Annotated in this window: 19 protein-coding genes and 2 tRNA genes; 14 read left to right on the top strand and 7 right to left on the bottom strand. The window is 63.5% G+C overall.

Going from position 1 to position 22,930, the window contains the following annotated elements; all coding sequences use genetic code 11:
- Nucleotides 1-48: 48 nt before the first annotated feature.
- The 4 genes from serS to CSQ85_RS09565 all read left to right on the top strand — a co-directional run bounded on the left by serS (nucleotide 49) and on the right by CSQ85_RS09565 (nucleotide 3,107).
- The gene (serS, locus tag CSQ85_RS09575) at nucleotides 49-1,335 is read left to right on the top strand and encodes a serine--tRNA ligase (RefSeq protein ID WP_150383885.1); all 1,287 of its coding nucleotides are present in this window, start codon (nucleotides 49-51) and stop codon (nucleotides 1,333-1,335) included.
- A 251-nt stretch (nucleotides 1,336-1,586) separates the two neighbouring features.
- Nucleotides 1,587-1,671 (top strand) — tRNA-Ser (locus CSQ85_RS09570).
- A gap of 240 nt (nucleotides 1,672-1,911) precedes the next feature.
- A complete protein-coding gene (locus tag CSQ85_RS13180; RefSeq protein WP_190972999.1) occupies nucleotides 1,912-2,067 on the top strand; it encodes a hypothetical protein in 156 nt (51 codons plus the stop codon).
- Between the two features lie 200 nt (nucleotides 2,068-2,267).
- Nucleotides 2,268-3,107, top strand: coding sequence for an SGNH/GDSL hydrolase family protein (locus CSQ85_RS09565; protein WP_150383884.1), 840 nt, complete (start codon nucleotides 2,268-2,270; stop codon nucleotides 3,105-3,107).
- A 22-nt stretch (nucleotides 3,108-3,129) separates the two neighbouring features.
- Here the strand turns inward: CSQ85_RS09565 and CSQ85_RS09560 are convergent, their stop codons facing one another.
- Nucleotides 3,130-3,801: a LuxR C-terminal-related transcriptional regulator gene (locus CSQ85_RS09560; protein ID WP_395956773.1), complete on the bottom strand. Its 672-nt coding sequence runs from the start codon at nucleotides 3,799-3,801 to the stop codon at nucleotides 3,130-3,132.
- A gap of 64 nt (nucleotides 3,802-3,865) precedes the next feature.
- On the bottom strand, nucleotides 3,866-5,209 hold the full coding sequence (locus tag CSQ85_RS09555) for an ATP-binding protein (protein ID WP_223846935.1): 1,344 nt from the start codon (nucleotides 5,207-5,209) through the stop codon (nucleotides 3,866-3,868).
- Nucleotides 5,210-5,427: 218 nt separating this feature from the next.
- On the opposite strand from CSQ85_RS09555, the gene CSQ85_RS13430 reads away from it, so the two are divergent.
- The 3 genes from CSQ85_RS13430 (at nucleotide 5,428) to CSQ85_RS09540 (ending at nucleotide 10,019) form a co-directional block, all read left to right on the top strand.
- A complete protein-coding gene (locus CSQ85_RS13430) occupies nucleotides 5,428-7,359 on the top strand; it encodes a PspC domain-containing protein (protein WP_223846929.1) in 1,932 nt (643 codons plus the stop codon).
- On the top strand, nucleotides 7,352-8,212 hold the full coding sequence (locus CSQ85_RS09545; RefSeq protein WP_150383882.1) for an MntP/YtaF family protein: 861 nt from the start codon (nucleotides 7,352-7,354) through the stop codon (nucleotides 8,210-8,212). The genes CSQ85_RS13430 and CSQ85_RS09545 overlap by 8 nt, the downstream gene beginning before the upstream one ends.
- 73 nt (nucleotides 8,213-8,285) lie before the next feature.
- Complete coding sequence (locus tag CSQ85_RS09540) at nucleotides 8,286-10,019, top strand: alpha/beta hydrolase (protein WP_150383881.1); 1,734 nt, start codon at nucleotides 8,286-8,288, stop codon at nucleotides 10,017-10,019.
- Between the two features lie 2 nt (nucleotides 10,020-10,021).
- On the opposite strand, the gene CSQ85_RS09535 is transcribed toward CSQ85_RS09540, so the two are convergent.
- The 3 genes from CSQ85_RS09535 to CSQ85_RS09525 form a co-directional block, all read right to left on the bottom strand.
- A complete protein-coding gene (locus tag CSQ85_RS09535; RefSeq protein ID WP_150383880.1) occupies nucleotides 10,022-10,678 on the bottom strand; it encodes a DUF4125 family protein in 657 nt (218 codons plus the stop codon).
- 33 nt (nucleotides 10,679-10,711) lie between these two features.
- Nucleotides 10,712-12,862 carry a DUF4037 domain-containing protein gene (locus tag CSQ85_RS09530; RefSeq protein ID WP_150383879.1) on the bottom strand — a complete coding sequence of 717 codons (2,151 nt, stop codon included), beginning with the start codon at nucleotides 12,860-12,862 and terminating at the stop codon, nucleotides 10,712-10,714.
- 103 nt (nucleotides 12,863-12,965) lie between these two features.
- Nucleotides 12,966-14,153 (bottom strand): MFS transporter, encoded by a 1,188-nt coding sequence (locus CSQ85_RS09525; protein WP_150383878.1) that lies wholly within the window; start codon nucleotides 14,151-14,153, stop codon nucleotides 12,966-12,968.
- Nucleotides 14,154-14,522: 369 nt separating this feature from the next.
- On the opposite strand from CSQ85_RS09525, the gene CSQ85_RS09520 reads away from it, so the two are divergent.
- The 5 genes from CSQ85_RS09520 to CSQ85_RS09505 all read left to right on the top strand — a co-directional run bounded on the left by CSQ85_RS09520 (nucleotide 14,523) and on the right by CSQ85_RS09505 (nucleotide 18,072).
- A complete protein-coding gene (locus CSQ85_RS09520) occupies nucleotides 14,523-14,885 on the top strand; it encodes a hypothetical protein (RefSeq protein ID WP_150383877.1) in 363 nt (120 codons plus the stop codon).
- A gap of 12 nt (nucleotides 14,886-14,897) precedes the next feature.
- On the top strand, nucleotides 14,898-15,122 hold the full coding sequence (locus CSQ85_RS09515; protein ID WP_150383876.1) for a hypothetical protein: 225 nt from the start codon (nucleotides 14,898-14,900) through the stop codon (nucleotides 15,120-15,122).
- A 114-nt stretch (nucleotides 15,123-15,236) separates the two neighbouring features.
- On the top strand, nucleotides 15,237-15,590 hold the full coding sequence (locus CSQ85_RS09510; protein WP_150383875.1) for a hypothetical protein: 354 nt from the start codon (nucleotides 15,237-15,239) through the stop codon (nucleotides 15,588-15,590).
- 577 nt (nucleotides 15,591-16,167) lie between these two features.
- Nucleotides 16,168-16,329: a hypothetical protein gene (locus tag CSQ85_RS13175; RefSeq protein WP_190972998.1), complete on the top strand. Its 162-nt coding sequence runs from the start codon at nucleotides 16,168-16,170 to the stop codon at nucleotides 16,327-16,329.
- Between the two features lie 522 nt (nucleotides 16,330-16,851).
- On the top strand, nucleotides 16,852-18,072 hold the full coding sequence (locus CSQ85_RS09505; RefSeq protein ID WP_150383874.1) for a P-loop NTPase family protein: 1,221 nt from the start codon (nucleotides 16,852-16,854) through the stop codon (nucleotides 18,070-18,072).
- Between the two features lies 1 nt (nucleotide 18,073).
- Here CSQ85_RS09505 and CSQ85_RS09500 read toward each other — a convergent pair whose 3' ends face one another.
- Together CSQ85_RS09500 and CSQ85_RS09495 are read right to left on the bottom strand one after the other, a co-directional pair.
- Complete coding sequence (locus tag CSQ85_RS09500; protein ID WP_190972997.1) at nucleotides 18,074-19,351, bottom strand: tyrosine-type recombinase/integrase; 1,278 nt, start codon at nucleotides 19,349-19,351, stop codon at nucleotides 18,074-18,076.
- 73 nt (nucleotides 19,352-19,424) lie between these two features.
- Nucleotides 19,425-19,498 (bottom strand) — tRNA-Pro (locus CSQ85_RS09495).
- 259 nt (nucleotides 19,499-19,757) lie between these two features.
- Here CSQ85_RS09495 and lysS point away from each other — a divergent pair.
- Nucleotides 19,758-21,434: a lysine--tRNA ligase gene (gene lysS, locus CSQ85_RS09490; protein WP_150383872.1), complete on the top strand. Its 1,677-nt coding sequence runs from the start codon at nucleotides 19,758-19,760 to the stop codon at nucleotides 21,432-21,434.
- A 237-nt stretch (nucleotides 21,435-21,671) separates the two neighbouring features.
- Nucleotides 21,672-22,742, top strand: a complete 1,071-nt coding sequence (gene menA / locus CSQ85_RS09485; protein WP_150383871.1) for a 1,4-dihydroxy-2-naphthoate octaprenyltransferase — start codon at nucleotides 21,672-21,674, stop codon at nucleotides 22,740-22,742.
- Nucleotides 22,743-22,930 lie beyond the last annotated feature (188 nt).

Genomic DNA, 22,930 nt, shown 5'->3' with positions numbered 1-22,930 from the left:
GGCGATACGCTCGTCCTGCGTGTCGGCTTACGGCGGTAGGCTTGGCGCATGCTTGATATTCAATTCATTCGTGAACACGCCGACATCGTCAAGGAATCCCAGCGCAAGCGCGGCGAATCCGTCGAACTCGTCGACGAGGTGCTGCGCTCCGACGAGACGCGCCGCTCCTCCCTCAAGGAGTTCGAGGCCGCCCGCGCCCAGCAGAAGGAGATCGGCAAGAAGGTCGCCGCCGCCCCGGCGGACGAGAAGGCCGCGCTGATCGCCCAGACCAAGGAGCTCGCCGCCAAGGTCGCCGAGTACAAGGCCACCGCCGACGCCGCGTCCGAGGAATACACCACCGCGATGTGGAAGCTGTCCAACATCGTCGAGCCGGAGGCACCGGAAGGCGGCGAGGACGACTACGTCGTCGTCAAGAAGGTCGGCCAGATCCGCGACTTCGAGGCCGAGGGCTTCGAGCCGAAGGACCACCTGACCCTCGGCACCGGCGTGGCCGGCATCGACATGCGCCGCGGCGTCAAGGTCGGCGGCTCCCGCTTCTACTTCCTGCGCGGCGCGGTCGCCCGCATGCAGATCGCCATGCTCACCATGGCCGTCGACCAGGCCGAGCAGCACGGCTTCGTGCTCGCCATCACCCCGACGCTCGTGCGCCCCGAGGTCATGGCCGGCACCGGCTTCCTCAACTCCCACGCCGACGAGATCTACCGCCTGCGCGAGCCCGACGACCAGTATCTCGTCGGCACGTCCGAAGTGGCGCTCGCCGGCATGCACGAGAACGAGATCCTCGACCTCGGCAACGGCCCGCTGCGCTACTGCGGCTGGAGCTCCTGCTACCGCCGCGAGGCCGGCGCCGCAGGCAAGGACACCTCCGGCATCATCCGCGTCCACCAGTTCGACAAGGTGGAGATGTTCGTCTACGCCAAGCAGGAGGACTCCTACGCGGAGCACCAGCACCTGCTCGAGATGGAGCAGGAGATGCTCGCCAAGGTCGAGGTGCCGTACCGCATCATCGACACCGCTGCCGGCGACCTCGGCTCCTCCGCCGCCCGCAAGTTCGACTGCGAGGCGTGGGTGCCGACCCAGGGCCGCTACCGCGAGCTCACCTCCACCTCGAACTGCACCGAGTACCAGGCCCGCCGCCTCAACATCCGCGAGCGCACCGAAGACGGCTCCACCCGTCCGGTCTCCACGCTCAACGGCACCCTCGCCACCACCCGCTGGCTCGTCGCGATCCTCGAGAACCACCAGCAGAAGGATGGCTCCATCGAGATCCCGCAGGCCATGCGTCCGTACATGGGCGGCCGCGAGGCCATCGAGCCGACGAAATGGGAGGCGTGACCTTCCGTCACAACCGCACCCGTTGGCTGCGTCTTGTGCCCCGCGACGCTTTGTCTGCCGTCTGATCCTATAGGATCGGACGAAAAGGCGGGTTATGCGGGGCCGTTGCCGCCCGATCCTATAGGATCAGACGGAAACGGGGCCGCGGGAAGGACTTTTTTGTCCGATTCTTCAGTATCGGGCGTCAAGGGGCCATCCCATCTGTATAATGGAACGTCGTGCGCGGTGCCGAAATGGTCCGCGCGCGTCACGGACAGATGTCTGAGCGGTCTAAAGAGACGGTCTTGAAAACCGTTGGAGCGCAAGCTCCCGCGAGTTCGAATCTCGCTCTGTCCGCATTCAAGGGGGTTCCGGGCCAATCGCCCGGAGCCCCTTATTTTGTGAATTCCAGCTAAATAGGAAACGCGAGGCTTAACAGCGGTATGCGATAGACTGAGACGCGACGCCGTAACATGCGGTGTCCCCGTTGATATGACGGGCCGTTACCGGCGGAAGCTGGTAGCAAAAAGGCCCGACGCTTGCAACATCGGGCCTTGTTGTGGTTATCGGCTTTCGCCCCTAACCAAAGGTTACGAAATGAATCATATCACGATGCACGGCAGTCTGATTGTGAACGGGCGCACGGTTATCGTCCATGTAGGCGACAACGAGGCGACGGCCATGGTTGATGGCACGCACTTCAACGTGCGTAGCCTGTGGCAGCTCTATCAGTTGCTGAGACTGCTCGTGTAGCGGTCATTAAGGCGCGGTGCCCCTACCGGGTGCCGTGCCCGTAACCAAATCAAGCAGGACCGAAACCATACAGCCGTGGGTGGAATCGGCCGTTTTCCATGGGGCTTTCCGCGCATATAATGCGACGCGGGTACTTGAATCTGCATTCAGTCGTAGTGCGTCGAATCGGTAGGGGAACAGCAGGTATATAAGGAGCGGGTATGTCGTTGCCGTTGTGGGAGAGGCCGATCGCGTTGGCCGAGGCGTTGGTGGCGAAGCACACCGTGAAACTGGCTCCGGAACCGGCGGGGGAGCGCGAGGGGCTCGTCATCGTCTCGCATTCGGTGCAGGCGGACGCCGTGCAGTCGGAAACCGGCTTCGCGGGCGACTCCGTCGCCGATGTGTTCGGGGCGTCACGGGATTCGGCGGATCGGTCCGATTCTCCGGCGATCCGTCCGCTCACGCTGGTCACGGTCGGCGACTCGCTCACCGTCGGATGCGGTGTCGCCAATCAGAGCGAGGGATTGACGCCGGACATGGCCCACGCGCTCGCGAGCCGGACCGGCCGTCCGGTGCGCTGGACGACCCACGGCAAGCTCGGCGCGACGATGCGCCGTGTGCGCTTCCGCCTGCTGCCTGAAGTCACGGAGACGCCGGATCTGCTCGTGCTGTGCGCCGGATCGAACGATCTGATGGCGCGTCGCAGCATGAAGGAGTGGAGCGCCGACCTCACCGCCGCCATCGACGAGGCCAAGGCGCTGTGCCCGAACGTCGTGGTGATCAGTTCCGGTCAGGTGTACCGTTCGCCGGCGCTCGGTCGCACGCTGCGCAAGGCGATTCTCGAGATGACCGACGCGCAGACCGCGATCAGCCGCCGGATCTGCGCGGACAGGCAGGTGACGTTCGTCGACATGACGCATTACGACACGGGGCTCACCGACGCCGAATTCTGGGCCGACGACGATTTCCATCCTTCGAAGCGCTGCTACCAGCTGCTTGCGGACGGGGTCGTCGAGCAGGCCGTGCCCGGTCTGGCCGACTATTTCGACAAGCAGGCGTAGCGTACGATCACACGATGTACGATCACACGATCCGGCGGTCGGCGGCCCAGCGGGTCAGTTCGGTGCGGTTGGACAGCTGCAGCTTGCGTAGCACCGAGCTCATGTGCGTCTCGACGGTCTTGATCGAGATGAACAGTTCGGCGGCGACCTCCTTGTACGTGTAGCCGCGTGCGATCAGCCGCATCACCTCCTGTTCGCGGGCCGACAGGCGGTCGAGCTCCTCGTCGTGGTCAGGTGCGCCGAGACCGGCCCCGAAGCCGCCGCCCAAACCGCCGTCGAACCCGCCGGCCCCGCCGGTCTCCGCTCCGCCCTGGAACGCGGACAGCACGAACCCGGCCAGTTTCGGCGAGAACACCGCATACCCCTCATGCACCTGCTTGATCGAGGAGATCAGATCCCCGCCCGTGATCGTCTTGGTCACGTAGCCGCGCGCGCCGGCGCGGATCACCGACCCCACGTCCTGCGGCGAATCCGACACGGACAGCGCGAGGAACGCGGAGGCGGGGGAGAGCGGATGCGATTTGATGAGGATCTCCGTACCGCCGCCACCCATGCCGCCGGGCACATGCACGTCGAGCAGCACCACATCGGGCTTCGTCGCGGCGATCATCGCGATCGACCCGTCCACGTCGGCGCCCTGGCCGACGATGTCGAACGTCGACGAGAGCGTCGCGATCACGCCCGCGCGGAACATCTCATGGTCGTCGACCACCGCCACTCGGATCGGTCTGTCGATGCCGGGCTTGTCGACTCCGGTCTCACTCGTCGTGTCCGTCGGGTTCTGTGCGTTCATCACTTCGCTCCTTGCCTTGCATTGTGTCTGCCTGCGACCTGCCATCCGCCCTGATCGGCATGTGCATGCGCACCTCGGTGCCCCAGCCGTGCCTCGACACGATCTCCACTCTACCGCCGCGGCGGCGGATGCGCCCGATGATCGATTCGCGGATGCCGAGCCGGTCCGGCGGAATCGCGTCCATATCGAATCCGTCGCCGTGATCGCGCACGAACACCTCGACCAGCGTCGGCCCCGCCTCGCAGTAGACCGACACTGGCTCGCCGCCGTGCGTGACCGCGTTGACCAGCGCCTGCTGCGTCGCGTCGAGCAGCGCGTCGGTCGCGGCGCTCGGTCGCGCGTCGCCCACCGTCACCACCTCGATCGGCCTGCCGTGCTCGTCCTCGACATGCGCCGCGATCTCCTTCAATCCCGCGCCGACCGACCGGTCGGACGTGACGCGCGTCTGATACAGCCATTCGCGCAGTTCGCGCTCCTGACCGCGCGCTAGCGTGAACACGGTGTCCGGCTCGGTGCTGTGCAGCTGGATCAGCGCCAGCGTCTGCAATACGCCGTCATGCAGGTGCGCGGTCATGTCGGCGCGCTCCTCCTCGCGTTCCTTCGACGCACGTTCGGCGGTCAACGACCGCAGCATCGCGTTGGCCCATGGCAGGATCGCCAGCGCCACGCCGACGAGCATGAGGAAGCCGGCGAGGATGATCCGCTTCGGATACGACAGCATCCCCGAATACATCACGTTCATCACGTACGTCACGTAGGACAGGAAGATGAGGATGATGCCGCCGACCATTGTCGGCAGCTGGCCGGTCCTCGCGTCGAACCGCGACCACGCCACGAGCAGTCCCGCCGCGGCGAGCAGCGCCGTCGGGATGAGCTCGCCGTGGTTCGTCACGCCGAGCACGAGACTCAATGCGATGAGCGTCAGTCCCGCGAGCGCGAGCAGGGCCGGCTTGGGGGCGCGTTTGAACGCCTCCGTCACCGTCTCGGCCGTGCCCGACGCCGTTTCCGCACGCGACTGGTCCCGCGTCCTGCCGGTGCGCACGTTCCGATTGCCGCGCGCGAGCGGTGCGTCCGATGTCGGGGCCGACTGCGACCGAGCCGCGGCGGCCGCGACCGGATCGCCCACCGGCACGAACATCCACAGGAACAGGTAGGCCACGATCCCGGCGCCGAACAGGAGCGTCATCGCGATGAACGCGAGCCGGACCCACCCCACGGATACGCCCAGATGCAGTGCGATGCCCCGGCATGCGCCGGTCAATATGCGGCCGCGCTTCGGTCGCATCAGCGGCAGTTGCGCGGGCAGCATCGGAGGCAGCTGCGGGCGCGCGCGGGCGTACGCGGCGTTCGCGCCGTACGATCCGCCGTATGCTTCGCCGTACGTGGCCGGGGATGGGGTCGGAAGTGAGGTCATGCTCCCATTGTGCCCGATTCAGGGCGGCTTCCAAGGGGTTCAAGCCCGCGTTCAGGGAAGAATCAGGGTGTTCCCGGACGGCTGTGCAAGCGGCCGGCTGATGTAATGGAGGCATGAACGACAACAAGAATCCCAAGGAACGCTTCTTCTCCTGGATACGCTCCACCGGCGTGATGCGCGGCGACGACCGCTGGATCGGCGGCGTATGCAGCGGACTGGCCGTGCGCCTCGGATGGAACCCGACACTGACCCGCGCGCTGCTGCTCGCCTCGACCCTGCTGTTCGGGTTCGGCGCGGCCCTCTACGCCCTCGCATGGGCGCTGCTTCCCGACTCACGTGACGGCCGCATCCTCGCCGAGGACGTGATCGCCGGACAGTGGGACTGGATCTGCATCGGCGTGATCGTCGTGTTCGCGGTCGCCCTGATCATCCCCGGTGCAGGCTGGGCCGCGATCGTCGCGGCGGCCGTCGTGCTGTGGGCGATCTGCCAGAGCAGCGTGCGACAGCAGCACGGCTACGGCTTCGGCGCGCGATCGGGCGGTGGCAGGAACGGGAATAACGGTCCGAATGGCCAGGCCGGGACTCCGGGCGGCTGGAACGGGCCGTACGGTGGCCCGAATGGTGGTGGTCCGTACGGTAGGCCGAATGGTGGTCCTAGCGGCGGTCCGTACAACGGTCCGGTCGGCGGCAACGGCGCGAACGGTGGTTTCGGCCCGCAAGCCTCCGGCCCTGCGTCGCAAGGCCCGAACCCGAATCCGTTTGCCGGCCCGACTCCCGGCACCCAGCCCCAGCCGGGCGTGTACCCCAATGCCGCCAACCCGCCGCTGTGGCAGGGCGGCGCCACGGCGGGGCCGGTGTCCGGTCCGGCAGCCGCCCCGGCCGGCGCCCGTGCCCCGTACGCGCCGGTCTCCGGAACCCCCTACGGCTCGCGGTCGTCGGCCCCGGCGTCCCCGGTCGTCGCATCGACGCGGCCGCAGACGCCACCGACCCCACGCCGACCCCGTCGCAAGCCGGCCGGCCCGCTCATCGTCCTGACGGTGCTGGGCCTGATCCTCGTCTCCGCGGCCGTCGTGATGATTCGCACCGGCGCAGGCATGACCCGATACGGCTCCGTCGAGGAGGTGCTCACCCAGTCGACGGTGTGGATCTCCGGCGTGTGCATCCTGCTGGGCCTTGTCCTGCTCGCCCTCGGCGCGGCCGGACGACGTTCGGGAGGCTTGATCCCGATCACGGTCCTCGCGGGGATCACCGCGTGCGCCGTGGTCATCGCCAACATCGGCTACGGCTACGTGGTCAACGGGATCTCATCCTCCGCCAACACCGGCAAGTACGCGGAGGTCTCGTTGGGCGGCAATCACAGCTCCTCCAACGCGGACGACATGATCCAGCTGCAGGACGTGCACAACAGCCGCAACTACTGGGTGTCCGACGCGAGCCCCGAGACGTATGACCGGCTCAAAAAAGGCGTGTGGTTCAGCGGCGACTATTACTTCGACTCCACGGCCAACATCGACCTGAGCCAGTTCAACCGCTGGTACCACGCCGACGGGGACCGGAACCGGTACGTGGACGGATGCCCCGCCGGCCAGATCAACCTGATCGTCACCAACGCGAACGTGCAGGTCACCCTGCCCGACGGATGCCCGTACAGTTTCGGCCGCGATCGTGGGATGGACAGCGGGGCCTCGGCGATCGGCGGGCCGGGAACGGTCGTACGGTACGGCAACGCGGTCATGGGCATCCCCGGAGCGGATTGGTCCCAATGGGACGGCGCCGCCTACCGGTACGACTGGTACAGCAACGGCGATGTCGAGGACGATGTCTCGTTCCAGATCAATTTCCTGGAGGGCAACGCCGGCAAGGTCACGGTCAAATACGTCTCCGACAGCACCCTGCCGTCCTACACCGACTTCGTCAAATCACATGTGAAGAACGACGACTGGGGTTCGATCGACGGCACCACCCAACATCACTACGACGTGGAGACCGGCCGGTCCGGGCCGTCCACCGCCGACAAGGCCGACAAGGAGGCCAGCAATGAGTGACGACACCACCAAGGTCCTGCCCCTGCACGACGATGCGGGCGACGAGAAGACGACCGTCCTGCCCGTCCCGGACCCGGTCGAACCGGCCGACACGACCGTCCTGCCGACACCGGTGGCGGCGCAGTCCGCGGCGGCGGCCGCATCCGCCGACACCGAGGTGATGGAACCGACGGTCGCGGTGCGCTCGCAAGCCGTCGAGGACGAGCAGTCCACGCAGGCGCTCAGCCAGATCCCGTCCACAATCGACGATTTCGCGGATACGGCGGATGACTCCGGGGAATCTGCGCCCGCCGACTCCGTGGATGCCGCGGCTCCGGCGGACTTGCCGGATTCCGCTGACGTCGAGCCGACCGAGGCCGTCGCCCCCGAACCGGCTCCGGTCGTGGGAGCCGTCGGCCCGATTCCGCTCGACGTGCCGCTGTCCGACGCGATCCCGCTGGCCGCCCCGGCACCAACCCCGATGCCGACCCCGGCCCCGCAACGCGAAGCGTCAGCCCCGTCCACGCCGATTCCGCCACTTGCCACGGCAGTCCCGACGGCCGCCTCGGCGGCCACACCGGCCACGGCCCTCGAGCCCCCCAAGGGCGCCAGCAAGCCGACCGTCGTGTTCGGCCTGATCGTGCTCCTGATCGGCGTGATCGGCCTGTTCGCCGGCCTCAATCCGACGCTGATCGGCGCGTGGCTCTACGACCTGACCCCGCAGACGGCGACCGCCATCCTGTTCGCCTCGGTCGGCGCGATCCTGCTGGTCATCGCCCTGATCTGGTCCATCGCCAAGGCGGTCTCGAACCGCAAGGCAACGAACCGCAAACCGGACGGTCGCAAGCCGGCATCGGACGCGGACCGCGAATAGACACGATGAATTCACGCGACATATGTCCACAGGACGCCACGCGGCGGACGTGACGCGCCTACAGTAGGGAACCATGATGCGAACGGTAAGGAGAACGTTTTCGGTGGTCGCGGCCGCCGTCGTTCTCCTCGCCGTTTTCGCCGTTCTCGGCCAACTGATGATGCCCGCGTGGCGCGTCGCGCCCTACCGCGACCACATCCAAGTCGTCTCGCCCGATACGACCGTCACCGCGAAACCCACGACGTCCGCATCGGCCCGGACATCCGCGACGATCCCGCACGAAGGCGCGTACCGGACCCGCGAACGCGACATCACCATCCGACTCGACGACGGCGCCACCGTGCCCGCCGTGCTGCGCGAACCGGTCGACGCCCCCGGCAGCCGCCCCGCGTGCCTGTTCGTGCACGGCTCCGGCACCGGCAGCGACGAGGACTTCGGCGACATCGCCAACGCGATGAGCTCCGCCGGCATCGTCACCCTGGTCCCGGCCAAGCGCACCGACGACTACACGCCGCTGCACCGCGACTACCCGCGCTTCGCCCGCGACTACTCCACGGCCTTCGACCTGATGAGGATGATCCCCGGCGTCGACCCGGCGCACACCGGCATCTACGCCGAATCAGAAGGCACATGGATCTCGATGCTCATGGCGAAGCAGCGCCGCGACATCGCGTTCTCCATCCTCTCCTCAGCCCCCGTGTTCAAGGGGCGCGAGCAGATGGCGATGGCGCTGAGCACCACCATGCACGAGGCCGGCGCGCCCGACCCCGTGGTCCGCGACGTCGCCAAACTCATCTCCCTCGACTTCGCACCGTTCGACCTGCGATACGCGGACTTCGACGCCGAATCCACGTTCGACGGGCTCACGATGCCGCTGCTCGTCAACTACGGCGTATACGACACCGCGATGCCGATCGAACAGGGCGCGTCGACCATCATCGACGAGGCCGCCCGACACGGCAACCGCAACGTGACCGTCCGCTACTTCGCCGCCAACCACCAGATGCGCGCCGGCAGGGGACTGTTCTCACCCGGACTGCCACTGGCCGACGGCTACACGAAGACGCTGTCCGACTGGGTCAACGGCGTCGCCATCGCCGGCGCGGACGCGGACGGCTGGGCGACCCCGCAGGTGGCCGGCGTGACGCCTGACCAGCGCTACGCCGCGCCCAGCACCACGCGATCCGGCATCATCGGCTCGCTGGGCGTGCTCGTCGGGCTGATGGCCGCGCCGTTCCTGTGCTTCGCGCTCGCCGTGGTCGGGGGAGTGTTCTTCCTCGCCGCCGAGGCGATGCGCCGCCGCAGGCTCGCCTCCTCGGCCGGCAACGGCACCGGCCTTGGACGGTTCCCCGTCGTCGGCAAGCATGGTCGAGCCCTTGATTCGTGGCCCGGCACCAGCCGCAGCTTCGCGCGGGACGTAGGCTATTCTCGCGGGCTGAAGACGCTGCTTCTCGCGGGCGGTACGTTCGCGACGCTGCTCCTCGCCGCGCTCGGCGGATACCTGTCCTACGTGGGCGTGGCCGCGCTGTACGAATGGCGAAATCCACGGGTCATGGCGCTCGGGTTCATGGGGCTTCGTGTCGCGTCCGTGGCGCTCGCGGTCCTCACGGCGTGGCTGATCACCTGGCTGTGGCACTCGTGGCGGGTGCGTCGCGCGTACATCACCCACGGCCTGTACCCCGCGGCGCGACGCACCCGCTCCTCGTGGGTCCTCGGTCGCTGGCACTGGCTGATGGCGCTGCTCGTCCTCGCCGGCCTGCTGCTGGCCCTGACCATCCTCGCCTTCTGGGGCCTGTTCTCGCTTTAATCCTATTGCGCCGCCTCCGCCTCCTCGAGCCCCGCGAAACCGCCCAACCGCACCGTATGGAGAATCGTCTCCTCGGTGATGTTGCGCCCCGCCGCCGCACCCGCGTCCGCCGCCGCACGCTCGGCGATCATCGCCTCGTACAGCGCGAACGTCGCATCCGAATACGTGCCGAGTTCGCCGCGCAGATACGTTTCGAACGACGTGGCCTCGGGCGTGTCCTCCGCGGTCGTGAGCACGCGCATCGCGACCCCGAGCCTCGGCCAGCGTCCGCGGAAGTCGCGCGCCCAACCGACCTGCGTCGCGATCACCCGTTCCTGACGTGCGATCCGATCGTCGGCAAGCCGGGGGATGTACGGTTCGATGGTCCGCGCGAACTCGTCCGGCGCGGTCGAGGCCATCATGCGCCCGTACTTTTCGGTGACGAGGTTGCGTCCCACGCGGTCCGCCTCGTCCAGATCCCGCGCGTAGCTTTCCAGCAGCGGTGCGTCCCAAGTGAGGAACTGCGCGAGACGCATCTGGTGGAACACCGGCCAGTTGCCCTGGCACGCGGCCCGGCCGCCCTCGTTGTTCGTGCGCTGGAACTGGTCCCATTCGTGCCGCACGATGCGCTCGCGCAGGTCGTCGAGCTCGTCCGTCGTCGATGATGATTCACTCGTCATTTGGATCTTCCTTGGACTTTCCCTCAATCGCAATCACAGGCTGTGCAGGCAGGGCGCGTCGGAGCCGATATGCTCCTCGACATACGGGCGCTGCCATTCGAGGAACGTCTCGTCCGAGGTCGTGAGCCCCTCGCGGCGCAGCTCCTTGACCACATCGCGGGCGATCGACTCGACGATCGACTCGATCCGCTCGGCCGCCGGCGCCGAACCCTTGCCGCCCTCGCCGAATCCGGCGCCACCGTAGCAGGCCGCCGACGACAGGCGCATCACCGTCTCCAGCCGCTCGCACACGTCCGGCAGCAGCGTGAACATCCGGCCGGACAGCTTGCGGAGCGCCGCGAACCGCCACTTGTAGTACGGCGCGTAGCCGACGATCAGCGGCTTGTTGATGAGGAACACCAGCGACGAACAGGCGTCGACGAACTCATGGACCGACATCCACGCGGCGTCGCCGTCCCCGCGTTTGAGCGAGCGCGGCAGATTGTACTGTCCCGCCTGCGCGATCATGCCGAGTCGCTTCGAGATCAATGCGAGCCTCACGTCGTCGGGCATGTCCTTGAACGCCTGACGCGCCTTCGAGAACGCGCCCAGCGGGTCGGCGAACACCTCGCCGTTCGTCGCGGCGGCCAGCGTCGCCTCGTCGAGCAGCATCCACTCGTGCGGCGCGTCGGCGGCCGGCGCCGTGGCGTAGCCGGTGATCGACGTGAAGAAACTGCCGATGCGGAACACGCCGTCGCGGCGGAACGCGCCCTGCGCGCGCGGGGTCGCGGCGTCGGCGCGTGTGAACCCGCGGAAATCGGCTGGCAACGCCTCGTAGTCGGCCTGCAGGCGCTCGCCGATCGCCGCGTAGTCCTCGTCGGTGAGCCACAGGCAGAAGCGCGGGCCGAAATCGTGGTCCTGCGAGTACGCGTCGTCGAACCCGTAGCATTCCGATCCGTGGCCGACGAGTCCGGCGGCGATGCGATCCGCGTATTCGGGGTATTTCGCCCGGATCATCGGCCGGCCGATCTCCTCCCAGTACGCGCGCGCGAGTTTGAGCCCGGAGATGGCGGGGGAGGATGTGGAAGCGCTGGAGGCAGGGGATGCGGTAACGGTTTGGGTGGCGGCCGAGTCTGCCGCGGTCTCGGGACCGTCGTCGGGCTGCCTGTTCACCGTGGCATTCGACGGCTCCGGCGCATCCGCCGGCTTCGTCGCGACTCCCGTATCCGTGGTGTCCGCTCCGGCCTGTTCCCCGGCCTTCGCCTCGGCCTGCTCGAGGTTCGCCTTGGTGATCCGGTAGTAGTCGGTGTCCGTGCCGTAGCACTCCTCGATCACCGCGAGGGAACGACGGTAGTACTCGACCGCGTCCGCATACCGATGTTCCGCGTAGCGCACCTGCGCGAGCCCGGCCAGTGCCGACGCGTAATGCGCGGAGTGTTCCAGATGACCGGTTGCGTAGATCTCCAGCGCCTTCGACGCATGCCAGTCGGCGCCTTCGAGCTTGTCCTCCTGGAGCAGCACGAGCGCCAGGTTCGTGTGCGAGGAGGCCACGTCGATGTCCGCGTCCGGGTTCACGCTCGACGATTCGATCACGCGCAGCGCCTCGCGCAGTTCGAGTTCGGCCTGATGGATGCGGTCGGTTTCGCTGTAGAGCATCGAGAGGTTGTTGTGCAGCGCGGCGAGCCTGCGGTCCTTCGGATCGAAGTTCTTCTCCGCGCACGCGAGGGCCTGCTTGTACAGGTCCTCGGCCTGATCGTAGTGCTTGGCGGCACGCATCGCCGTCGCGCAGTTGATGAGCGTCGTCGCCCACGCTTCGGAACCTTCGAGCCCCATGCGCAGCGCCAGTTCGATGGCGCGCTGGACGATCCACTGGTTCTCCTCGTGACGCCCCTGCGAGCGGTAGAAGCCCATCGTCTCGTTGAGCACGGTCAGCAGACCCGCATCGTCGCCCGCGTTCTCCGCGTCGACCATCGCCTGCTGGAGATACGGGCCCGCCTTGCTGGCGGCGTCATGCGCCTCGAAGATCGCGTCCAGCCCCTTGAGGAACTCCTGCGTGTCGAACGTGGCCGGCTGCTCCGCGTCCGTCACGTCCTCGCCGGCGTCCGCATCGTCGTCGATCGCGCCGTCCGAAGTTCCGCCCGCGAACGCCGACAGCAGCTGCTCGGCCAATGCGTCCTTCGCGTCGTCCCGTGCGTCATCACCCATGTCGTCTCCTTCGTCGAAAAGCGTCTATCACCCCAGTCTAGAAGACGTCGCGGGAGAGGATGGGACGGCGGCTGTGAACTGCGTCACCCGCAATCACACCGGATCACACATGGATCTCGCGCATACGCTGGAACGCCTCGGTGTCGCCCTCGTACTTCCACGAGTAGAAGGCGAGCAGGCCGACCGACAGCACCGCGAGCGGCACGCCGCCCAGGCCGGTGAACCGGTAGTCCATCGCGAAGGAGGTGAGCATCGCGCCACCGACGACCGAACCGACCGCGTTGCCGAAGTTGAACGCGACCTGCACGGCCGCGCCCGCGATCAGCTCGCCGCCGCCCTGACCGGCCTCGGTCATGAGCAGCTGCTGCGGCGCGGAGATGAAGAACAGGCCGAACGCGATCCAGAACGTGAGGATCGCCGTCGTCACATGATTGCCCGGCACGAGCAGCACCATGAGCAGGCCCACGCAGGAGATCGCCTGACCGAGCGCCGCGGTGCCGGCGTGACGCCACCGGTCGGTGATGCGTCCGCCGATGATGCCGCCCACGACCATGCCGAACCCGGCGAGCATCATCATCAGCGGCACAAGGCCCGCCGACCATCCACCGGTCTTCTGCAGCCATGGGGAGACGTAGCTCCACCAGCAGAACACTCCGGCGTTGCCGGTGAACACGGCGGCGAGGATCACCCACGGGCCGCGACGCCTGAGGAAACGGAACTGGCCGAGGATGCCGGTGTCCTTGACCGGCGGCACGAACGGGATCCACGCGAGCGTGAGCACGATCGTCATGCCCGCCCACGCGGCGAGCAGGCCGAACGCGAGACGCCACGACATGAATTCGGCCATCAGCGTGCCGGCGGGCACGCCCAGCATGTTCGCGACCGTCTGACCGGTGACCATCACCGACACGGCCTGCGCCTCCTTGCCCTTGTCCGCCAGGGTCTTGGCGATCAGCGTGGCGGTGCCGAAGAACGCGCCGTGCGGCAGACCCGAGATGAAACGGGCGACGATGAGCATCGCCGCGTTGACGGACAGCGCGCTCATCGCGTTGCCGACCAGTGCGATCACCATGAACAGGACGATGAGGTTCTTCGGCGGCACCTTGCGGCCGAACACGAGGATCAATGTGCCGATGCACACGCCGATCGCGTACGCGGAGATGTAATGGCCTGCAGTCGGGATGTCCACGCCGGTCGCTTTGGCGGCCTGCGGCAGGATGCCCATCATGACGAATTCGGCCGCGCCGAGGATGAACGCGCCCGCGGCCAGCGCCAGGAGACTCTTCTTCATGGTTTCTTCCTCTGATCGTGTTCGGACATGAAAAAAGGGAACCACCGATTCATTATCTGTGGTTCCCTCAGTTGTCGGGCTGGCGGGATTCGTATCAAATGGCGGAGTTCCGCCATTCTTGGACTGTCCATCGCATTTACGATACACTTTCCGATACACCACCAGCAGTCAAAGAAAAAAATGTGATCTTCGTCACATTTCCACTTTCCGATGATTACTACGACACCGCAGATTACCATGTAATGCCCTGTGGACGCGCAGAATTATTGCATTTCGTACTAAGTCCGTTCCTCGATTGCTGGCAGATATCTTCCTCGTACAGAACATACAGATCGTATATCTGTATGGCGCTATGGAATGTTCAAGTCCATGCGCGAGGACACGACAATGGCAATTCACATGGATGCCAACACCGCCCTGAAAAACTGGTGCTTCGATCTGAAGCACGCTTTTGACCCGGCCTCTGCTGACCCGGTTATGCGTGACGGTGCCCCGAAGTTGTATGATGGCGCTCCGGCCTATCGTCTTGAGGTCACCGTGAGCGACAGGGCTACCGATGTTGAGATTCGCAATTCATCAGTTAAGATCAGACATTTGCCCAACAATAAACTGCCGAAGACCTTTGATATTAGGCCAGTTGGTGAGGTCGTTGTCACGCCGTATGTGACTAATGATAATCGACTGGGTCTGAGCTTCGTATTTGATGGCATTGCCGAACCTAATAACAAGTGAGGGTGATGAATTATGGATAGAGAGCAGTTTGAAGACCAAGTTTATGGGGCGGCCCAGATGTTACAACAGTATTCGGACCAGCTGGGCGAGGTCGCGAGCCATTTGTCGCAAATTGAGTATTCAGATTATGCGACTAAGCCGACAATTTTTGATGAGGATGCCGACGGCCTGACCCGCGTTGCGACTATGGTCGGCCAGTACGCCGATTGGCTGGGCGAGCTGAGTCACGAATGGTGATGATGCTGGTCGTGTTCATCTTGGGCTACGTCATCGCGGGCGTAGCCTTTCTTCTTTTAATAGCGTGGGATATGGCCGAATGGCCTTTCAATTACCGTTATGAGGTGATTCATTATGACGACACCAAAAAAGAGACCGCTGAAAATATATGTCGATCGTCTAGATGCGGAAGCATTCAAGGCGGCGTGCGAGGCACGGAATCAATCAATGTCGAAAGTCCTCGGATGGATTATCCATCGTGTGGCGATCAATGTCCAGAAGGACGATCCAATGAGCTTAGACGAGACTTTGAAATATTTAGACAGAAACAGCAAGAAAAGGCAGGTGCTCAAGAACGCCCACGATCTTTCCGAGAAATTGCGGAGGACCGCGACAGAGTCGCCGGACGCATTGCTGCCCGACGCTCTGAATCAAGAGAGCGAATTCGGGCACAGGCTATCAAATGTGGATTTCTTGGACATGGCGTAGGCGGTGATAATGATGGAATATCCAACTAATTACGTGCGCGTGAGGTTATTGGATATAGCTCTGGCATATGGAATTCCACCGAGACTGTTGTGGGAATCTCCTGAAATTCAGAGTCTCCCGTGGGCGTCCGATAGTGACACGCAGAGCAATTGCGAAATTGAAAATTTGGATGATCTCTATATAGGTCTAATCATGAAGGGGAAGGGGAATAATGATGGAAGATAATAGAATTTCCGAGTTTTGGTCGGCGTCGAAATGCGCTCGTATTGCACGTGTCGGTGATTATACGATTCGTCGTATGCTCCGTGATCATAAATTGCAGGACGCCGGTGTAGTCTGCCGAAAAATAGGCGGTCGATGGCAGATCGATTCGGACACTTTCTGCATGTGGCTAATGGCGTCGATGCGGTGACCATTGGCTATGTATATAGCATTTTCTTGGCGTGCAGGTCTGGCCGGAGGGCCAAGAGGCCGATATTGGCGAGCTTGCGAGCCGTATCTGAGGCCGGAGCCATCAGGACTGATCGTCGAGAGATGACGTGCGAGGGTAATTATGAATAGTATTAAGGCATTTCTAATGAGTTCGGTGACGGTACCGGTATGGGCGTTAATCGCTATTTTTATTGCTGGACTTGTTGCTGATCTGGTGCTCAAGGCGATCTCATGGGAGCTGAGCACGAATAGGAAATTGGCCCAAATCGACCATGAGATGGAGCAGGACAACAAGACCTTGTTCTGACGACCTTGTTCTGACCGTGACGAGGGTCGAGGGAGCGGGGATGGTGCGTATAGCCGAGGGTGCCGGTGCGCGTGAGGTGCCGATGGTGCCCACGCAGTGCCACGGGCGCAGTGCTCGCGGGCGCAGTGACGTGGACACGGAGCGTGACGCCGAGCAGGCGCACGCGCAGTGGGCATGGTGCGCGCCAGTGGTGCGTGCCAGTGGTGCGCGTGAGAGGTGCCGCTGGTGCCCACGCAGTGCCGGTGCCACGGCGTGTTTACAGTGCCGCCCCGTGAACGAGGTGCCCGAGGAATGGGTGCCCTTAGGCGGACTCACGCAGTGAGTCCGGTCGATTTCCGCAGGAAATCGACTTCTTTCCTAAGGGCACTTCCGTTACAGATCTTTAATGTGATTTGTATGCCTGTATACAGGTGTATAAAACCGTAACAGGATTTCGTGACAATTCCGGAATGCTGGATTGCGATTTTATGCGTGTATACAGGGGAAAATAACCGTAACGGAAGTGAATTAGTGGAGGATAATATGACCGAGAAGGATACAGTAAAAAAGAGGGTGTTGACGGATGCCCAGAAGAAGGAACTTGATACCGGGAATTTCAAGACGATTCAGGGGAATAATCCATCTGGGCGGGAATGGATGATCCGTATTCACGTGGAGTGTGAGTGGAATGATCTGGACAAGAAAACGAAGGAACCATTGCCCGGTGAGGAGCATCATCATGTGCAGGCGAAATTATCGCCGGAGATACTGAACAACATCTTTTCTGGACATGGATGGTCATGGGTAGGGCAATTAGAGAAGGGCAAGGAGACGGGAAAAGAACATTATCAGATTTTCCTTATTGCTCCGAATTCGATTCGACTTAGTGGAATTCGCACCGCATTGGGTGAGCAGGGGATTCACGCCGGCTATATTAGAAAAAAATACACTCACGCGAGTAGGTCTGATTGCACGAATTATGTCACGAAGGAGGACACGAGGGTAGATGGGCCATTCGGTCCTTACGGTGACGCCGATTTCGACGCGATTCCCGAACAGGGGCAGAGGCACGATCTTGAGACGTTATACGAGGCGATTACCGTGGATGGGAAGACGCCTGATGAAATTCTGCTTGATGACCATCTCGCAATCCTTGCTCATGGCAAGTTGGACTGGCTGGACAGGACATTTGCCGCGTATCAGAAGAGCAGGTACGCCGATTCAATTACGCGCGATGTCACCGTGCACTATCTCTATGGTGCTCCGGGCGTCGGTAAGTCCACCTTTGTACTGAATAATTACGCACGTCATGACGTATGCTATGTGACCGATTATGCTCATCCGATGGACGGATATACGAATCAGAAAGTCCTGGTCTTTGATGAATTTACAGGTCAAATTCCCATGCAGACCATGAATGCGTATTTAGATAAATTTGTTGTGGATGTATCACGTCGGTATAGCAATGCGGTATCATTATGGACTGAGGTATGGGTGATCAGCAATTATCCAATTACCGAGCTGTACAGCAATTCGAAGACTCAGTACGATTCTGGTTCCTTCGCGCGTCGATTCACGGATATCACCTATATGGATAATGATCGTCAATTTTTCGATGCGTCGGATGACGACGTGCTTTCCAACATGCTTGACGCCGAACGGAATCAGAGACAGTGGGGAAAGGGCTGTTATGTTCCAGCTCCTTGGGTATTCGGCAAGAACAGATTCATTGAGAATCCGGCTCCTGAATTGGGGTTCCTGTGATCTAGTCCTGCGTGATTAATTCCATCAAATTGGCCCGAACATCCCTGCCGGTGCCTGACAGTATGTGCATGGCGTTCTCATGGTCGGCCTTCGTCGCGTGCGTGTAATAGATCGTGGTCGCCTTGTCCAAATGGCCGAGAATCTGCTGGGCGGTGCCGATGGGGACGCCGTTCCTTGCGAGGATGGACGCGAGGATATGCCGGTTCCCGTGGGCGGTATAGAAATGATCGTCCGGCATCCGTTCCACATTGGGATTGTGCGCGTGCCAGTACGCGTCCAGCATGTCCCGCCATGTCTTGTCCAGCCATGCGTATGTATAGGCCTTGCCCGTGCGGGGATTGGGGAACACGAGATTCTGCCATTCCGTTCCCGCCGTACCGGTCAGATGCCTGTCCCGGTGCTCCACCAGTGCCGTGCGGAATCTTCCGGTCAGTCGGATGCTCCTAACGGTGTTGTTCTTGGTGGACTTGCGGATGTACCAGCCGGAGACCTGCTCATTGGTCTCGTGCCTTTTCAGCACCTGACTGACGGTCACGGTGGCCTTGTCGGGATTGTCCAGGTCGGCTATCCTGTCCCACGTCAGTCCCAGCAGCTCCTCGCGCCGCAGTCCGAGCATGAGCAGTCCGACCATTGCCCGGTGGTCGCGGTACGGGCATGACCTGCGCCATAGCCACGCCCATAGGCCGCGTCTGACGCTCATGTAGTTGTCCATGTACCTGTCCTCCTGATCGGAGATCGCGACGGTCGTCCTCGGCCTTTGCAGATCCTTCATCGGATTGGACGTGATGACCTTGGTCTTCTCGGCGTATATGAAAAGCTGTTTCAATTCCCGGAAGGAATGCGATTTGGCCGATGCCCCAGTGTCCTTCAGGGTGTTGGTGAACAGGTTCAGGATGTCGTCGGGCGTGATGCTCTCCATGTGCATGTCCCCGATATGGGGGAGGACATGATTTTCCATATCCCGTTGGTATTTCAGTCGTGACGACGGATTGACGCCGGACGCCTCGACGTGCCGTGTCCACGTCGTGCAGAACGCCTTCAATGTCGGGGAGCTCCTCCTGCGTGCGGTCGGCGTATGCGATGTGAGTCGCCGTGCGAGATTGGCCGTCATCCTCGATCTGGCCTGCTCCTCGGTGTCGCCGTATCCCCGGACGAACCGCCTCTTTTTCTTGTCGCCGTCTTCGAACCCGAGCGACATGGTCGCGCAGTATACCACATGATTGCCGTTCCGGGTCTTGAACACGCTGACGGCGCCGGTCTCGATAGCCCTTCTCACCATGCTTTTACGATACACTAAAACAAGCAACAAAAAAGGGAGGACCATTGGAATTCCAATGGTCCTCCCCGTGAGGTCGGGCTGGCGGGATTTGAACCCGCGGCCTCTTCGTCCCGAACGAAGCGCGCTACCAAGCTGCGCTACAGCCCGTTTGGCAACGTCCGCTATATTACATGCAAGTCGCGCTCGCGCAAATTCGGAGTGGTTTACGGCGTGTCGCAAGTGATTCCAATGGTTTTGTGGAATCGGAAAGGTCTGTCGCACTGAAAGTCGCGTCGAAAAACGGCCGATGATTTCCCGCGATGAAAGGGCGTTACGATACACGTTACGATACACAGCGGCATACAGTCGGGGATTGTCGGGGCGGGGAGGGCAGGCGTGTATCCCGGCATCGCTACACTGAGGGTTTATGTGTGAAACCCAAGAATCCCAAGCAATCGAGGAAGAGAACGCCGTTCCCGCAATGACCACCGTGGAACGTGCGGAGATGCTGCTCAAGCAGGACGCGGTCATCCGCGAGAAGATCAAGGGCGGCGCCACGCTGGACGAGGCCGTCGACCCCTCCAACAAGGAGTTCGGCCCGCTGGCCCACCCCGAGCAGGTGCAGATGCGCGTCGCCAAGCGCGCGATGATGCTCGAAAGCGGCATCAACCCGTATCCGGTGCACCTCGACGTCACCGACACCATCGAGGGCGTGCGCGCCAAGTACGACGGCAAGCTCGAGCCCGGTCAGGAGACCGAGGACATGGTCGGCATCGCCGGCCGAGTCCTGTTCATCCGCAACGCCGGCGGCCTCAACTTCGTGCAGCTCGCCGCGGGCGACGGCACGAGGATCCAGGGCATGATCTCCAAGAAGGAGATCGGCGCCGACTCCCTGAAGCAGTTCAAGCAGCTCGTCGACCTCGGCGACCACCTGTACCTGAAGGGCCGCGTCATCGCCTCCAAGACCGGCGAGCTGTCCGTGTTCGCCACCGAGTGGGCCATCGCCTCCAAGGCGCTCCAGCCGCTGCCCGCCCTGCACAAGGACCTCAACGAGGACACCCGCACCCGCAAGCCGTACATCGGCATGATCGCCGACGAGAAGATCCGCAACATGGTGCGCAACCGCTCCAAGGCCGTCGCCTCGCTGCGCCACACCTTCGCGGGCCACGACTTCATCGAGGTCGAGACCCCGATGCTGCAGACCGTGCACGGCGGCGCCGCTGCCCGCCCGTTCACCACGCACATGAACGCGTTCGACCTGGACCTCTACCTGCGCATCGCGCCGGAGCTGTTCCTCAAGCGTTGCCTCGTCGGCGGCATCGACCGCGTGTTCGAGATCAACCGTGACTTCCGCAATGAGGGCGTCGACGCCACCCACGCCCCCGAGTTCACGATGGTCGAGGCGTATCAGGCCTACGGCACCTACGACACCATCGGCCAGCTCGTCAAGGAGCTCGTGCAGAAGACCGCGATGGACGTCTACGGCTCGCACAAGGTCACCCTCCTCGACGGCACCGAATACGACTTCGGCGGCGAGTGGAAGACCATCAGCATGTACGACTCCCTGTCCGAGGCGCTCGGTGAGGAGATCATCCCCAACGGCGGCCCGGAGCACCCCGGCACCTCCGTCGAGCACTTGGGCGAGATCGCCGACAAGCTCGGCGTCGAGCGCGACGAGGTCGAGAACCACGGCAAGCTCGTCGAGCACCTGTGGGAGCACTTCTACGAGGACAAGCTCTACGAGCCGACCTTCGTGCGCGACTTCCCGGTCGAGACCTCGCCGCTGGTCAAGGGCCATCGCACCAAGCCCGGCGTCGTCGAGAAGTGGGACCTCTACGTGCGCGGCTTCGAGCTGGCCACCGGCTACTCCGAGCTCAACGACCCGGTCGTGCAGCGCGAACGCTTCGTCGCGCAGGCCAAGGACGCGCTCGCCGGCGACGAGGAGGCGTGCGACATCGACGAGGACTTCCTCGAGGCCCTCGGCGTCGGCATGCCCCCGGCAGGCGGCATGGGCATGGGCATCGACCGACTGCTCATCGCCCTGACCGGCGCCACGATCCGCGAGACCATCACCTTCCCGCTCGTCAAGCCGCTCATCGGCTGACATCCGGACGGCATCCGGGCAGTATCCGGGCAGTATCCGGGTGACGTCCGTCCGGATATCCGTCGATCTTCGAGAGAACCCGTCGCTGACCATGCGCCAGCGACGGGTTCTCTCGTAATCGCCCCATTGCCCGAGAAAAACCGTCGCTGACGATACGGCAGCGTCAGGTTTTCTCGAGAACCGGGATGATCTCGAGAGAAACCGACGCTGACGAGGGCACTGATACCCTTGGGAACCATGGATCTTCGACTTTGGCTCCAAGGAACGCGCCCTAAGACCCTGCCGGCCTCGGTCGCCCCGGTGATCGTCGGCGCTGCGGCCGCATGGCGGCGCATCGCCGAGCTCGGCATCTGTTCCTTGATCTATCCGGTGTCGCAACGCTGCATCGCGAACAGTACACTGCAATCGACGCTGATCGACCGGTTCTGGCCGCTCGCGATTCTGTGCGCCATGGTCGCCCTGTTCCTCCAGATCGCCGTCAACTTCGCCAACGACTACTCCGACGGCATCCGCGGCACCGACCAAGGGCGCGATGTGGACGAATCGCCGTCGTACGGGGACTCCGCCACCGCAGCGGCTGTAAACCACGGAACCTCTGGAATTGCGGCAACCGCATCAGCCACCGCCCCAGCCGCTCTTGGAGTCGCCCGTACCCCCAAGCCCCGCCGGCTCGTCGCGTCCGGAGTGCCGCCGAAGCATGTGCTGATCGCCGCCGCCGTGGCCGCCGCGCTCGCCTGCGTCTGCGGACTTACGGTCTCCGTCCTCTCCCAGCACTATTGGCTCATCGCCGTGGGCGCCCTGTGCGTCATCGCCGGATGGTTCTACACCGGCGGCAGTCATCCATACGGATACGCCGGACTTGGTGAGGCATCAGTTTTCGTCTTCTTCGGTCTCGTCGCCACGCTCGGCACCGAATACGCGCTCGCCGGGGACGTCGATCTGCTCGGCGTGCTCGCCGCGGTGGCCTGCGGGCTCAACGCCGTGGCGCTGCTGATGGTCAACAACCTGCGCGACATCGTGGAGGACGGGGAGCACGACAAACGCACGCTGGCCGTGCGATTGGGGGAGCGGGGAGCGCGGATCGCCTTCATCGCCGTCGTGGTCGTCGAGGAGCTGATCGCCGCGCTGCTGGTCACCATCCTGTGGGCGCCGTGGGGCATGGTCATCCTGATCTCGTCGCTTGCCGTGCCGGTCCGCATGATCCGCGACGTGCACCACGACCGGTTCCGCGAGGCCCTGGGCGCGGCCGGCTATCAGACGCTGTTCTTCGCGATCCTGTTCGCCCTGTGCGTGGCCGTCGACGTGTAGCGTCTTTTTTCCCGGCTCCCCTTGTCAGGGGGAGCCGGCCCGCGAGGCGGGGCTGAGGGGTAGTGCAAGGGGAGCATACTCATTGACGAGCCCGTCAGGTCTATGACCGTCTATCCCCACCTCGCCCAAAACGTTATCGCAAAACATAAGATCGCTACTCGTGTTTGGGCCGGCTGGGCGGTAGACTG

The organism is Bifidobacterium rousetti, assembly GCF_008698235.1.
Taxonomy (GTDB): domain Bacteria; phylum Actinomycetota; class Actinomycetes; order Actinomycetales; family Bifidobacteriaceae; genus Bifidobacterium; species Bifidobacterium rousetti.
This window is presented reverse-complemented; position numbering and strand designations above follow the sequence as displayed.

Coding starts and splice junctions, on each gene's coding strand:
- serS (WP_150383885.1), top strand. CDS start 49: ATGCTTGATATTCAATTCATTCGTGAACACGCCGACATCGTCAAGGAA.
- CSQ85_RS13180 (WP_190972999.1), top strand. CDS start 1,912: ATGAATCATATCACGATGCACGGCAGTCTGATTGTGAACGGGCGCACG.
- CSQ85_RS09565 (WP_150383884.1), top strand. CDS start 2,268: ATGTCGTTGCCGTTGTGGGAGAGGCCGATCGCGTTGGCCGAGGCGTTG.
- CSQ85_RS09560 (WP_395956773.1), bottom strand. CDS start 3,801: ATGTTCCGCGCGGGCGTGATCGCGACGCTCTCGTCGACGTTCGACATC.
- CSQ85_RS09555 (WP_223846935.1), bottom strand. CDS start 5,209: ATGCTGCCCGCGCAACTGCCGCTGATGCGACCGAAGCGCGGCCGCATA.
- CSQ85_RS13430 (WP_223846929.1), top strand. CDS start 5,428: ATGAACGACAACAAGAATCCCAAGGAACGCTTCTTCTCCTGGATACGC.
- CSQ85_RS09545 (WP_150383882.1), top strand. CDS start 7,352: ATGAGTGACGACACCACCAAGGTCCTGCCCCTGCACGACGATGCGGGC.
- CSQ85_RS09540 (WP_150383881.1), top strand. CDS start 8,286: ATGATGCGAACGGTAAGGAGAACGTTTTCGGTGGTCGCGGCCGCCGTC.
- CSQ85_RS09535 (WP_150383880.1), bottom strand. CDS start 10,678: ATGACGAGTGAATCATCATCGACGACGGACGAGCTCGACGACCTGCGC.
- CSQ85_RS09530 (WP_150383879.1), bottom strand. CDS start 12,862: ATGGGTGATGACGCACGGGACGACGCGAAGGACGCATTGGCCGAGCAG.
- CSQ85_RS09525 (WP_150383878.1), bottom strand. CDS start 14,153: ATGAAGAAGAGTCTCCTGGCGCTGGCCGCGGGCGCGTTCATCCTCGGC.
- CSQ85_RS09520 (WP_150383877.1), top strand. CDS start 14,523: ATGCGCGAGGACACGACAATGGCAATTCACATGGATGCCAACACCGCC.
- CSQ85_RS09515 (WP_150383876.1), top strand. CDS start 14,898: ATGGATAGAGAGCAGTTTGAAGACCAAGTTTATGGGGCGGCCCAGATG.
- CSQ85_RS09510 (WP_150383875.1), top strand. CDS start 15,237: ATGACGACACCAAAAAAGAGACCGCTGAAAATATATGTCGATCGTCTA.
- CSQ85_RS13175 (WP_190972998.1), top strand. CDS start 16,168: ATGAGTTCGGTGACGGTACCGGTATGGGCGTTAATCGCTATTTTTATT.
- CSQ85_RS09505 (WP_150383874.1), top strand. CDS start 16,852: ATGACCGAGAAGGATACAGTAAAAAAGAGGGTGTTGACGGATGCCCAG.
- CSQ85_RS09500 (WP_190972997.1), bottom strand. CDS start 19,351: ATGGTGAGAAGGGCTATCGAGACCGGCGCCGTCAGCGTGTTCAAGACC.
- lysS (WP_150383872.1), top strand. CDS start 19,758: ATGTGTGAAACCCAAGAATCCCAAGCAATCGAGGAAGAGAACGCCGTT.
- menA (WP_150383871.1), top strand. CDS start 21,672: ATGGATCTTCGACTTTGGCTCCAAGGAACGCGCCCTAAGACCCTGCCG.